The 11,566-nt window shown below is 58.3% G+C and carries 13 protein-coding genes; 10 read left to right on the top strand and 3 right to left on the bottom strand.

Annotated elements, in window-relative coordinates:
* From CFT68_RS15750 to CFT68_RS15715, 8 genes are all read left to right on the top strand, one after another.
* Positions 1-1,050, top strand: coding sequence for a phosphoribosylformylglycinamidine synthase subunit PurQ (locus tag CFT68_RS15750; protein ID WP_088844488.1), 1,050 nt, complete (start codon positions 1-3; stop codon positions 1,048-1,050).
* Between the two features lie 46 nt (positions 1,051-1,096).
* Complete coding sequence (locus CFT68_RS15745; RefSeq protein ID WP_088844487.1) at positions 1,097-2,026, top strand: phosphoribosylaminoimidazolesuccinocarboxamide synthase; 930 nt, start codon at positions 1,097-1,099, stop codon at positions 2,024-2,026.
* Position 2,027: 1 nt separating this feature from the next.
* Positions 2,028-2,411, top strand: coding sequence for a nuclear transport factor 2 family protein (locus tag CFT68_RS15740; protein ID WP_088844486.1), 384 nt, complete (start codon positions 2,028-2,030; stop codon positions 2,409-2,411).
* Positions 2,412-2,425: 14 nt separating this feature from the next.
* A complete protein-coding gene (locus CFT68_RS15735; protein WP_212590422.1) occupies positions 2,426-2,923 on the top strand; it encodes a GNAT family N-acetyltransferase in 498 nt (165 codons plus the stop codon).
* Complete coding sequence (gene purD, locus CFT68_RS15730; protein ID WP_088844484.1) at positions 2,916-4,205, top strand: phosphoribosylamine--glycine ligase; 1,290 nt, start codon at positions 2,916-2,918, stop codon at positions 4,203-4,205. Before CFT68_RS15735 ends, purD begins: the two co-directional genes overlap by 8 nt.
* Positions 4,189-4,902, top strand: coding sequence for a phosphoribosylglycinamide formyltransferase (gene purN / locus CFT68_RS15725; RefSeq protein ID WP_245815411.1), 714 nt, complete (start codon positions 4,189-4,191; stop codon positions 4,900-4,902). Before purD ends, purN begins: the two co-directional genes overlap by 17 nt.
* A gap of 105 nt (positions 4,903-5,007) precedes the next feature.
* Complete coding sequence (gene purF / locus CFT68_RS15720) at positions 5,008-6,519, top strand: amidophosphoribosyltransferase (RefSeq protein ID WP_088844482.1); 1,512 nt, start codon at positions 5,008-5,010, stop codon at positions 6,517-6,519.
* A 151-nt stretch (positions 6,520-6,670) separates the two neighbouring features.
* Positions 6,671-7,774, top strand: a complete 1,104-nt coding sequence (locus tag CFT68_RS15715; RefSeq protein ID WP_170934823.1) for an AIR synthase-related protein — start codon at positions 6,671-6,673, stop codon at positions 7,772-7,774.
* Between the two features lie 135 nt (positions 7,775-7,909).
* Here the strand turns inward: CFT68_RS15715 and CFT68_RS15710 are convergent, their stop codons facing one another.
* On the bottom strand, positions 7,910-8,125 hold the full coding sequence (locus CFT68_RS15710; protein WP_088844480.1) for a heavy-metal-associated domain-containing protein: 216 nt from the start codon (positions 8,123-8,125) through the stop codon (positions 7,910-7,912).
* A 176-nt stretch (positions 8,126-8,301) separates the two neighbouring features.
* Between CFT68_RS15710 and CFT68_RS15705 the strand changes: the two genes are divergently transcribed.
* Positions 8,302-8,829 (top strand): DUF4240 domain-containing protein, encoded by a 528-nt coding sequence (locus tag CFT68_RS15705; RefSeq protein WP_088844479.1) that lies wholly within the window; start codon positions 8,302-8,304, stop codon positions 8,827-8,829.
* A 52-nt stretch (positions 8,830-8,881) separates the two neighbouring features.
* Here the strand turns inward: CFT68_RS15705 and CFT68_RS15700 are convergent, their stop codons facing one another.
* On the bottom strand, positions 8,882-10,369 hold the full coding sequence (locus CFT68_RS15700; protein ID WP_088844478.1) for a nicotinate phosphoribosyltransferase: 1,488 nt from the start codon (positions 10,367-10,369) through the stop codon (positions 8,882-8,884).
* Between the two features lie 56 nt (positions 10,370-10,425).
* Here CFT68_RS15700 and CFT68_RS15695 point away from each other — a divergent pair, with 56 nt between their 5' ends.
* The gene (locus CFT68_RS15695) at positions 10,426-11,115 is read left to right on the top strand and encodes a DUF1345 domain-containing protein (protein ID WP_088844477.1); all 690 of its coding nucleotides are present in this window, start codon (positions 10,426-10,428) and stop codon (positions 11,113-11,115) included.
* 12 nt (positions 11,116-11,127) lie between these two features.
* Here CFT68_RS15695 and CFT68_RS15690 read toward each other — a convergent pair whose 3' ends face one another.
* On the bottom strand, positions 11,128-11,493 hold the full coding sequence (locus tag CFT68_RS15690; protein WP_088844476.1) for an STAS domain-containing protein: 366 nt from the start codon (positions 11,491-11,493) through the stop codon (positions 11,128-11,130).
* Positions 11,494-11,566 lie beyond the last annotated feature (73 nt).

Genomic DNA, 11,566 nt, shown 5'->3' with positions numbered 1-11,566 from the left:
ATGAACGACAACGAGCAACCCAAATTGCCGGATCTGAACACGCCTCCGCGCCCCCAGCATGATGATCCCGGCCACGAAATCGTGAACCGCGAAGGTCAGATTGTGCTGCCGGGCTATAAAAGCGTGGACGCAGGTCATGAATCTACGGAGCCTCTAAGCCACTCCTCAGCCGGAACCTCCTCTGCTCTGTCCGTCAAAGCCCTCATCCTGACGGGCTTCGGTATCAACTGCGAAGAGGAGTTTGCCGCCGCCTACAAGCTGGCCGGTGCCGAGCCGACCATCGTGCATCTGAACCAGGTGCTGCACGGCCACGTCAGCATCCATGACTACGACATCCTGAACTTCCCCGGCGGGTTCAGCTTCGGCGACGACCTCGGTTCGGGTGTGGTGCTGGCCAACAAGCTACGCTACCGCAAAAACGCCGAGGGCCGCACCCTGCTCGACGACATCAAGCAGTTCATTGCTAACGGCAAGTTCGTGATGGGCATCTGCAACGGCTTCCAGGTGCTGGTGAAGCTAGGCCTGTTGCCCAACCTGAGCGGCAACGTGACGCCGGAAGTGACCCTGACGCACAACGCTTCAGGTCGCTACGAAGACCGGTGGGTACGCCTGAAAGTTAACCCCAAGTCGAACTCTCCCTTCCTGAAAGGCATCGAGAGCATGGAAGTGCCCGTGCGCCACGGCGAAGGTCGCTTGATCATCAAAGGCGAAGAAACCCTGGCTCAAATCGAAGCCCGCGCTCTGAACTGCCTGGCCTACACTGATTTCGATGGCTCGCCCACGGACGTGTACCCCCATAACCCCAACGGCGCCGACCTGAACTGCGCCGGCCTGACCGACACCACTGGGCAAGTATTCGGGCTGATGCCGCACCCCGAGGCTTTCCTCTCGCTCTATAACCACCCCGACTGGGCTCGGCGCAAACGCCAGAACCCGAATCTGAGTGAGGAAGGAGACGGCCTGCGCTTGTTCCGCAACATTGTGGAGCACGTGCAGAGCCAGCGCCAAACCGCCGCTACACCCCAGGAAGCAACGCAGTTTTCATCCTAGACACCTCCGCAATCCGCTGACCTAGTGCCGGCTGCTAACTCGTCGTATGAACACCCTCAACCACTTCGATACCCCTCAGCTCGAACTCCTGCACCGCGGCAAAGTTCGTGACTCGTACCGCGCCCCTTCCGGTGAGCGGCTCATCGTGGTAACCGACCGCCTCTCGGCGTTTGACTCGGTGCTGGAAACGCCCGTGGCCCACAAAGGCGCGGTGCTGAACGGGCTGGCCGCTTTCTGGTTCGACAAGACCAAGCACATCATCCCGAACCACGTGATTTCGTTGCTCGACCCAAACGTGACACTAGCGAAGGAAGCCGAGCCGATTCGGGTAGAGATGGTAGTGCGAAACTACCTCACGGGCTCTATGTGGCGCGGCTATCAGCAGGGCCAGCGTACGTTCTCGGGCGTAACGGTGCCGGACGGCCTGACCAAGCACCAGCAGTTCCCCGAGCCCATCGTGACGCCGACCACCAAGGAGGAATCGGACCGCGAGATTACGCCGGAGAACTTGGTGTCGGAAGGCTGGGTGTCGGCGGGGCTGTACGAGAAGATGCGGGTGAAGTCGCTGGAGCTGTTCAACTTCGCTTCGAAGTGGATGGCTGAACGCGGCATCATCCTCGTGGATACTAAGTATGAGTTTGGTTTGCTGGATGGGGAGCTGATTCTGATTGACGAAATCCACACACCCGACTCGTCGCGGTTCTGGAGCGCCGAGGACTACGTCAAGAACCCCGAGGCCGTAGAGCAGATGGATAAAGAGTACGTGCGCCAGTGGCTGATTGCCAACAAGCAGGACGGCCAGTATCCCCGCGCCCTCACCCCCGAAGTTTCCGCCGAAGCCACCCGCCGCTACCTCGATATCTTCGAGCGTATCACGGGCAGCCCACTGCCCATCAGCAACGAAACTACCGGCGACGTACGAGCCCGCCTTGTGGACAACCTCGTGCGTGCCGGCATCATGAAAGAAGCCATCTGAAATGGAATTCTCGCAGGCTAAAAAGCTAGTAACCGATTATATCGAAGCGTACAACCGCTTTGATGTGACCAGTATGCTAGCGCCACTGCACGAGGATGTGGTGTTCCGCAACACCTCTGGTGATGAAGTCAATATGACAACCAACGGTAAGGAAAGCTTCCGTCAGCAGGCCGAGCAAGCCAAGCAGTACTTCTCCCAGCGGGAGCAACGCATCACCGATTGGCAAGTAGCCGACAACCGTGTGGAAGTGTTAATTGACTACACCGGCGTGGCGGCCATCGAGTTTCCAAACGGTTTGAAGCCGGGCGACACGCTACAATTGCAGGGCAAATCTGTTTTCCAGTTTGCCGACGGGCTGATATCTTCCATTGACGACATCAGCTAAGCCATATCTGACTTGTGCCAACCACTGCCACCATACAGCTCGAAGTTTCCTCGCCCCAGGCGATGGAAGCGCAGCCCTTGCTTGACGCTCTGTCGGAGCAGCTGGGTGCGCGCTTCGGCAGCGACGGGCGGGCTTCGTTTACGGAGTGGCGGCAGGATGACCCTCGCTACATATTCCTACTAGCCCGGCAGGATGGCAAAACCGCAGGCTGCGGCGCAGTGCGGCCCCTGGCTGATAGCGTTGGTGAAGTGAAGCGCATGTTTGCCAAGTATTCCCGGCAGGGAATAGGGGAAGCGGTATTACAGCAACTGGAAGCCGAAGCCCGACAGGCTGGCTACACCGAGCTGTGGCTCGAAACGCGGGTAGCTAATACGGAAGCCTGCCGATTTTACACCAAAAACCACTATCAGCGCCGCGCCAACTACGGGCAATACATCGGCCGTGACCATTCTGCCTGCTTCGGCAAATTTCTGACACCTACTGACGCAGCCGAGTTACTCTCTCATGACTAGTTCTTCGAATAAAACGATCGTACTCCTCGGCGGCGGGGCCCGTGAACACGCTATGGCGTGGAAGCTAACCCGCGACGGCGCCACCGTGCACGTGTTGCCCGGCAACGCCGGCATCCCCAACAGTCACCCCGAAATCAGCGCTACCGACTTTCCGGCCGTTCAAGGCTTTTGTGAAGCCAACGGCGTAAAGCTGATTGTGGTCGGGCCGGAAGCTCCGCTAGCGGCGGGCGTAGTGGACCATTTCGCTGGTTCCGATATCCGGGTGTTTGGTCCGGGTAGGGCGGGGGCTATGCTGGAAAGCTCCAAGGTGTGGTCGAAGGACTTTATGCGCCGGCACGGGGTAGCCACGGCCATGTCGTGGAAATACCGGAGCGACAAGCTGGACGAAGCCCGCGCTAAAGCCACCGAGCTGGACGGACAGGTAGTGGTGAAGTTTGATGGCTTGGCGGCTGGCAAAGGCGTATATGTGTGCTCCTCCATAGAGGAAGCACAGGCCGCGCTGGATGATTTGCAACAGCAGCACACCGGCTGGTTTAGCTTCCTGCTGGAAGAAAAACTGACCGGCCCCGAAATCAGCATCATCGGCGTGACGGATGGCAACCGCGTGCGGCTGCTGGCGCCTTCTCAGGACCATAAGCAGCTGCTGGCCGGCGACAAAGGCCCTAACACCGGTGGCATGGGCGCTTATTGCCCCGTGCCGTTCTGCGACGATAATATCTTGGCCGCCATTCGCACCAGCATCGTAGATCCTACCCTACGTGGCCTACAAAACGAGCAGTTCGACTTTAAGGGCTTCCTGTACTTCGGCATCATGCTCACGCCCCAGGGCCCGAAGCTGTTGGAATACAACGTCCGCCTCGGCGACCCTGAGGCGGAAGTATTGCTGCCCGCCCTGGAAAGCAGCTTACTGGAGCTCATTGAAGCAACGCTGGATGGCCGGCTACAGCAAACGGTGGTGCGGCAGCGCCGCGGGTATTATGTGGGCGTGGTTCTGGCTTCGGGAGGCTACCCAGCCGCTAACTTCCCCACCGGCTTTCCAATTACTGGCCTAGATCAGTTGCACCCTAGCATTCTGGCCTTCCACGGCGCTACTCGCCGCCACGACGACGGGCAGTTGGTGACCAGCGGCGGCCGGGTAATGGTACTCGTAGGCCATGGTGATGAGCTGGAAGATGCTGTAAATCATGTGTATCGGGAGGTAGAAAGAGTTAAATTCAAGGATATATACATCCGTACCGATATCGGCCAGCGGCCGGAACCTAGCCTTGCAGGAAACTGGTAAACATAGCATCCGTAAGCAGCGCCTGGCAATCTTATTGTCGGGCCGGGGCTCCAACATGGTGGCCCTGGTACACGCTGTGCAGTTTGGCGTGTTGCATGAGCTAGCCGAAATAGCCGTGGTCTTCAGCAACAAGCCCGATGCACCTGGCCTAGAAACGGCGGCTGGCCTAGGGTGCCCCACGGCTAGCCTCAACAGCCAAGGCCGCAAAAGAGCCGAGTACGATGCGGAGGTTGTGGAGGTGCTGAACCGCTACCAGCCCGACTACGTGGTGCTGGCCGGCTACATGCGTATCCTGTCGCCCACGTTTATTCGGGCGTTTGCGGGGCGCATTATCAACATTCATCCTGCCGACACCCATCAGCACCAGGGTCTGCACGCCTATGAGTGGGCCTTTGAAAATCAGTTGCCGGAAACCAAAATAACGGTTCACTTGGTTGATGAGGGCCTGGATACCGGCCCTGTTCTGGCGCAGCATTGCGTTGACTTGCAGGGCGCTGACACCCTAGCAGAAGTAGAGCGTCGCGGCCTGGCCGTGGAGCACTTTCTATACGCCGACACACTAGCCCGCTTCATTCGAGGCGAGCTGCCACATCACCCCGAAACGGTAGCTGCGGCCGCCGTTTTAGCAACCACCTCCGATCCTCTGCTGCCTGTTTCTGCTGGTTCTTCTTCGCGAGGAGATGTAGCTGCGGGCTAGGCCACTTATCCTCGTCAACTCACCGGGGCCTTGTGCTTCGTTGGGGTTACACTCACCACCCCGGTAGCGGGCCTTACTGCTCACTACCACTTCTCGATACTTCCCATGTGCGGAATAGTAGGTTTTTACGGCCCCGATGACGTCGCCCACGACATCGTATTTGGTCTGACGGCGCTCCAGCACCGTGGCCAGGATGCGGCCGGCATAGCCACCTTCGACGATAATTTTCATCTCTGCAAAGGCAACGGTCTGATTTCCGATGTGTTTCGCAAGAAGGAGCTCAAGAAGCTGAAGGGCAATATTGGCATCGGCCACGCCCGCTACACCACCCAAGGCTCCAATGATGCCGAGCTGGCCCAGCCGTTCACTACCAGCTACCCCTTCGGGCTGGCCATGGTGCACAACGGTAACGTCATCAACTTCCGCTCGGCTGCTAAACGCCTGCATGAGAAGTACCACGTGCTGCCCAAAACCAGCAACGACTTGGAGCTGATCATGTACACCTTCGCCTCGGAGCTGCGCCTGAAGAACCTCGATGCCCTCTCGGTAGTCGACATCTTCGATGCCGTTGAAACGACCCAGGAGCTGGTGAAAGGGGCCTACGCCACTATTACCGTCATTGCCGGGCACGGCCTGCTGGCCTTCAACGACCCATTGGGTATCCGCCCCTTGGTGCTAGGCCGCCGCGAAACCGAGAAGGGTCCCATCTACGCCTTCGCCTCCGAAAGCACTTGTTTCGATTACCTAGGCTTCGAGTTCATCAAGAACGTAGGCCCCGGGCAAGCGGTATTTATTGATAAGGACTTCAAGGTGCACTACAAGAACCCGTACGCCCTGCCCAAGGCGTTTTGCGTGTTCGAGCACATCTACTTTGCTCGGGAGGATTCCACTATCCACGGCCGCCTGGTGGCTCGGGAGCGGGTGCGCTTAGGCAAGATGCTGGCGCGCAAGGTTATCGAGTCGGGTATTCAGCCGGATATGGTGATTGATGTGCCATCGTCTGGCTACTTCTCGGCCTCTGGCCTGGCGGAGGCCATTGGCGTGCCTTACCGCCGCGCCATGGTCAAGAATAACCACATGGGCCGCTCCTTCATTGTGAGCAGCCAGGCGGGCCGCGAAGACATCGTGAAGAAGAAGCTGAACCCCATCCGGGAGTTTGTGGAGGGCAAAAAGATTGCCGTAGTCGATGACAGCATTGTGCGCGGTACCACCTCACGGCGTATTGTGCGCATCCTGCGCGAGGCTGGGGCCGCCGAGGTGTATTTCATCAGCAGCGCGCCGCCCATCATTGCGCCCTGCATCTATGGTATTGATATGGCCATGAGCACCGAGCTGATTGCGGCCAACTACACCGAGGAGGAAATTTGCAAATACATTGAGGCCGACAAGGTTATCTATCAGTCGATTGAGGACCTACAGGAGCTGTTTGCAGAGGACAAAGGCCACGGCGGCAGCTGCTTCGCCTGCTTCACCGGCAAGTACCCCACCGGCGACGTGACCAAGTATTTGCGCCATATTCAGGAGGAGCGTCAGAGCCACCGCCACGACAAGAAAAGCGACGCGCACACGCCAGCCACCTCCGTCAGTGCCAAAGCTCCCGAGCCAACAGAACATTAACCAACCACTGACTGCAATAGCAACAGCCCGTCATGTCGAGCTTGTCGAGACATCTCGCGTGCTGATATTGCCACAGTAATCCTACGTCAGCACGCGAGATGTCTCGACAAGCTCGACATGACGTTAAATGCATACAGAAACCCGACGACGCATGTCATCCGACCTCAAAGAAACTGCTGGCTATTCCATTGAAGAAGGCAACGCGGCCTCCAAAAATGCCTACAACTGGGCGCAGAAAACCTTCTCGACCCGCGCCGGCAAACCCGGCGAGCCAGCACAGGACTTAGCGGGCGGCTTCTCCAATGAAATTCGGTTTGGCGCGGAGCGGCTGGGCATTGGCTCGGATGGTATCGGCACCAAAATCGAGGTTGCAGAACGCACAGACCGCTACGACACTCTGGGCTACGACCTGATTGCCATGGTGGCCGACGACTTAGTAGTGGCGGGCTTCATCCCTACCAATCTGTCGAACATCATCGATGTGAACACGCTCAACTATGAGGTGGTTGATGAGCTGATGCGCGGCCTGCACGACGCAGCGCAGTTCAGCCAGATTGCCGTGACGGGCGGCGAAATTGCCGAGCTAGGCAACCGCATCGGCGGCTACCCCGGCGCCAAAATGAACTTCAACTGGTGCTCTACGGCCGTGGGTGTGCTGCACCCCAGCCTGGAGCGCCCTCTGAGCGGCGCCAACGTACGGGCCGGGCAGGCTGTGGTGGCGCTTCGTTCGCCTTCCTTCCGCTCCAACGGGTATTCTCTGGCCCGTCGTGCCCTCACCAAAGCGTTCGGCGAGGCCTGGCACACGGCCCCCTACACCGGCTCCGATGCCGCCGAAATGGGCCAGACCTGGGGTGACGTAATGCTAGCGCCTTCGCTCATCTTCTCGCCCGGTGTGGCAGCGGTGCTGGATGCGGGCCTACCGTTGCACGCGGCCGCGCACATCACTGGCGGCGGCATTGCCGACAACTTCAAGCGCGTCCTCAAAAACGGGGTAGGCGCTGAGCTGACCAACCTCTTCGAGCCGCTGCCCGCCATGCAGCAATTGGCCGAACTGGCCGGCATCACGCCGACGGAGGCTTATCTATACTGGAACATGGGCAACGGCATGCTTCTCGTAACGGATGAAGCGCAAGCCGAAGCCGTAGCCGAAACCCTGCGCAACCACGGCTACCAGGCCCAGGTAGCTGGCCGCATTACCCAGGAGCCCGGTGTGATGTTGCGCGTAGGTGCTGGTGAACTGGCCTACGAAGGCTAGGCCTATTGCTGAGAGCAAAAAAGCCCGTCATGCTGAGCTTGCCGAAGCATCTCTACCACGCCATATCGTTCGGTAGAGATGCTTCGGCAAGCTCAGCATGACGGGCTTTTTTAAGTTTAAGCAGTTCTCTGCTCCTTACGCGGCCACCGGCTCAATATCAAATCCGGCTTGTGCCACGGATTTCATAATCAGTTCGGGAATGGGGTTCTCGCCTTCTACAGTGAGAATCTTCTCGGCGCTAGTGGTATCCACGTTCCACTTCTCCACGCTGGCTTCGGCATCGAGGAAGGGCGTAACGGCACGCACGCAGTTGGCGCAGTTGATGCTGGTTTTGAATTTTAGGGTTGACATGATCAGTAAGAGTTGGAGCCGCAGTGGCCTATAAAAGCGGTCTGCGGCGGTTGAGTAGCTAGTACAACGAACACAGGGCAAAAGTAACTACAGCTACAGGTATAGGAGGTATAGCCTTTGGCTGGCAGTGTGCAGAGTTATGCCGTATTTAGCCCCACACTAGCAGTACATTGAAAATGGATAAAAAAGAGTTCTGGCAGCTAATAGATTCCGCCAAAAAAGCTTCGAATGGCGACCAAGCTCTTCAAGAGAAGAAACTGATCAGCAGCCTACAAATATTTGGGCCGGAGGAGATTATCGATTTCGAGTGTATTCTATGTGAGTTGTTGATAGAAGCTGATGACTTCGGCATCATGGCTGCTCAAAAAATTATAGATGGCTACGTCTCCGACGACACGTATCTGTACTTCCGCTGCTGGCTGGTTGGGCAAGGGGATGAAGTATTCAGAGCTGCAATTGATAAGCCCGATACGCTTGCTGCTGTGCTAGAGGCTCCGTACCAAGACTTTGAAGAGTTATTGTACGTCGCCACATGTGCCTTCAAAAAGCAAACGGGCAAGAAAGAGGAAGACGATAGCTTTCCCAGAGAAGTGGCTGCTGCCCGTGGCCTAGATTACGATTCGGGCTCGGTCACGAAAGGCGAAGACTGGACTGAAAGTCAGTTGCCAAAGATGCTACCCAAGCTTTGGAAGAAGTTTGGGTAGCATCTTAATTCAAAGCAAAGGAGGACCTAACATTAGGTCCTCCTTTGCTTTCCTACGCCAGCCGTAGCGGCCTTTTCTCCAGAATCAGGTTGGTGCGGAAGGTGTTGAGTGTTTCCTCTAGGCCTACGGGATACGTGTGTGGGTTGAGGAAGCGGCGGATACTGGGGTCGAGGCTGAGGACTTCGCGGTGGGCGCGCTTGCGGCTTTCTTCTAGGGTAGGCAACGCATGCACGAGCTTTCCGCGGCGGAAGATGGGTTCTAGCAGCTCCCGGTACGCAGCATCAGGGCGCACGGGGCGGCGGCGGGTGGCATCCAGCGGATCTACTAGGATTAAATTTTCTGGAAGTGGCTCGGCGGTGTTGTAGAGCATATCGGCGCGGGGCTGGCCTTTATCGGTTTCGTAGCGGCGCACCTGCAGGATGCCGGGGATGCTGGTTTTGGCCAGCTGCTCCGAGAGCTTAATAGTGAAGTCCCAGCCGGAATCGTCGGGTTTGCGCAGGGCGGCCATTTTATACACTCCGCCTAAGGCCGGCTGGTCGTAGGCGGTTACGAGTTGCGTGCCGATGCCCCAGGTATCGATTTTGGCACCTTGCGACTTAAGGCTGGTGATGAGGTTTTCCTCGAGGTCGTTGCTGGCCACAATGCGGACGTTGGGGAAGCCGGCCTCATTGAGCAGGGCACGGGCCTCGCGGCTGAGGTAGGCCAGGTCGCCGGAATCGAGGCGGATGCCGCTCAGCTCGTGGCCGTTGGCGCGCATTTCGCGGGCTACTTTAATGGCGTGGCGCACCCCTTCCAGCGTGTCGTAGGTATCCACCAGAAATACGGAGTCATCGGGGAAGGCCTTGGCATAAGCGGCAAAGGCTTCGGGCTCATCGTCAAACGCCATGACCCAGCTGTGGGCGTGGGTGCCTTTCACCGGAATGTTAAAGCGCTGCCCCGCCAGCACGTTTGAAGTAGCATCAACCCCACCCAAATAGGCAGCACGACTAGCCGATAGGCCTCCATCAAAGCCCTGCGCGCGGCGCAAACCAAACTCCAGCACCGTGTCGGAGCCGGCGGCCTCCCGGATGCGGGCGGCTTTGGTGGCTACCAACGTCTGGAAGTTGACGAGCGTGAGCAAGGCCGTTTCCACGAGCTGCGCCTGTAGCAGCGGGCCTTGCACCCGAATCAGGGGCTCATTGGCAAAAACCACAGTGCCTTCGGCAATGGCATCCATGTCGCAAGTGAACTTCAGGTCGCGCAGGTAGTCGAGGAACTCCTGCGGGAACATGGCGGCGCCTTTCGTACTTTTTAGGCTACCGAGATACGTGAGGTCGTCTTCAGAAAAACGCAGATTTTCGAGCCAGTCGGCGGCGTAGGCCAGTCCGGCGCACACGGCGTAGCCGCCATCAAAGGGTGGGCGGCGGAAGTAGAGGTGAAACACGGCCTCGCGGTCCTGCATGCCCTGCTGCCAGTAGCCGTAGGCCATGGTAACCTGGTAAAGATCGGTGAGGAGGCTAAGCGAAGGAGCGTAGAGGCCGGAAAGCGGAGCAGAATTCATGTGCGCAACAGTTGAGACGCCGTAGCTTACGCAGAATATTTCATTCCGTCGATGCTATGGCCACTTCTGCTCCTGTCCCGCATGCTGCGGGGCTTCACCGCCTAGCCTTGTTATCAACCTGGAAGCGCCTGTCTATCGGGGTGTTGCCGGCGCTGGGCCTGTACCTCCTGACGCCCGATGCCTGGCCTACGCTCATGCGGTTGCTCACGGCCTGGGACGGGTTTGCCGTCAGCACGCTGCTCATCACCTGGGCCATTATCCTGACCGCTAACGTAGGCCACATCCGTCGCATTGCCACCCGCGAAGACCCCGGCCGCGTGCTTTCGTTTGGCTTCGTGCTGTTGCTTTCCGGCGTGAGTTTGGTAGCGGTGGTTCTGCTACTTTCTTCCATGCGAAAGGCCCACGATGCCCTGCTGTTGCCGCATGTAGTTACAGGCGTGTTGGGCGTGCTCACGGCCTGGCTGCTGGTGCACACGCTATTTACGCTACGCTACGCCCACTTATTCTATGATACCGATGCCAGCCGCCGGGAAGGTGGCCTAGAGTTTCCGGGCAACGACCCGGAGCCCGACTACCTCGACTTTGCCTACTTCTCCTTTACTATCGGCATGACCGCCCAGACGGCTGATGTGGGCGTATCGGACCGCCTTATCCGGCGGGTGGTGCTGGTGCACGGGCTACTGTCGTTTGGGTTCAATACGGCCGTGGTGGCTCTCACCATTAGCGGGTTGGCTGGGCTGCTGTAGCAGCCTACTGGCCTAGGCGGCCGTGCGGTGCAGAATCCGGTGTGGCGACTTGCAGTACTGCTCCGCATCCAGCAAAGAGGGCATTACTGGCGGACGGTCTGCGGTAGCCAGCTTGGCCATTTGCTGATGCGCGGCATCGCCTACGTGGCATAACACCAAGGATACATTGCGCGCCAGCAGACGGCGGTAGTAGCGGACCAGCACCCGCAGCACCGAGAAAGGCATCTTCGTTACGTGGCTGCAATCAATCCAGATGTTGGATTTGCCGCTACGGCTGGCCAGCCGCAGGGCGTAGGACAGGGGCGTCAGGTCTTTCGGCTCAGAGTCCGTTAAGATCAGCAGATAGCTTTGGGGCAGGATTTCACGATAGACTTCCATGGGTGGGGAGCTAAAAGGGCGGATTGTCAAAGCTGAAAAAAGTGCATCAGCCTGTAAGTCAGGGAGAATGCGC

It is taken from the genome of Hymenobacter gelipurpurascens (genome assembly GCF_900187375.1).
Classification (GTDB): Bacteria; Bacteroidota; Bacteroidia; order Cytophagales; family Hymenobacteraceae; genus Hymenobacter; species Hymenobacter gelipurpurascens.
This window is presented reverse-complemented; position numbering and strand designations above follow the sequence as displayed.

What these genes read in the sequence shown, in the direction of transcription:
- CFT68_RS15745 (WP_088844487.1), top strand. Translation starts at nt 1,097, where the DNA reads ATGAACACCCTCAACCACTTCGATACCCCTCAGCTCGAACTCCTGCAC.
- CFT68_RS15695 (WP_088844477.1), top strand. Translation starts at nt 10,426, where the DNA reads ATGGCCACTTCTGCTCCTGTCCCGCATGCTGCGGGGCTTCACCGCCTA.
- CFT68_RS15750 (WP_088844488.1), top strand. Translation starts at nt 1, where the DNA reads ATGAACGACAACGAGCAACCCAAATTGCCGGATCTGAACACGCCTCCG.
- CFT68_RS15705 (WP_088844479.1), top strand. Translation starts at nt 8,302, where the DNA reads ATGGATAAAAAAGAGTTCTGGCAGCTAATAGATTCCGCCAAAAAAGCT.
- purD (WP_088844484.1), top strand. Translation starts at nt 2,916, where the DNA reads ATGACTAGTTCTTCGAATAAAACGATCGTACTCCTCGGCGGCGGGGCC.
- CFT68_RS15700 (WP_088844478.1), bottom strand. Translation starts at nt 10,369, where the DNA reads ATGAATTCTGCTCCGCTTTCCGGCCTCTACGCTCCTTCGCTTAGCCTC.
- CFT68_RS15690 (WP_088844476.1), bottom strand. Translation starts at nt 11,493, where the DNA reads ATGGAAGTCTATCGTGAAATCCTGCCCCAAAGCTATCTGCTGATCTTA.
- purF (WP_088844482.1), top strand. Translation starts at nt 5,008, where the DNA reads ATGTGCGGAATAGTAGGTTTTTACGGCCCCGATGACGTCGCCCACGAC.
- CFT68_RS15710 (WP_088844480.1), bottom strand. Translation starts at nt 8,125, where the DNA reads ATGTCAACCCTAAAATTCAAAACCAGCATCAACTGCGCCAACTGCGTG.
- CFT68_RS15715 (WP_170934823.1), top strand. Translation starts at nt 6,671, where the DNA reads ATGTCATCCGACCTCAAAGAAACTGCTGGCTATTCCATTGAAGAAGGC.
- CFT68_RS15740 (WP_088844486.1), top strand. Translation starts at nt 2,028, where the DNA reads ATGGAATTCTCGCAGGCTAAAAAGCTAGTAACCGATTATATCGAAGCG.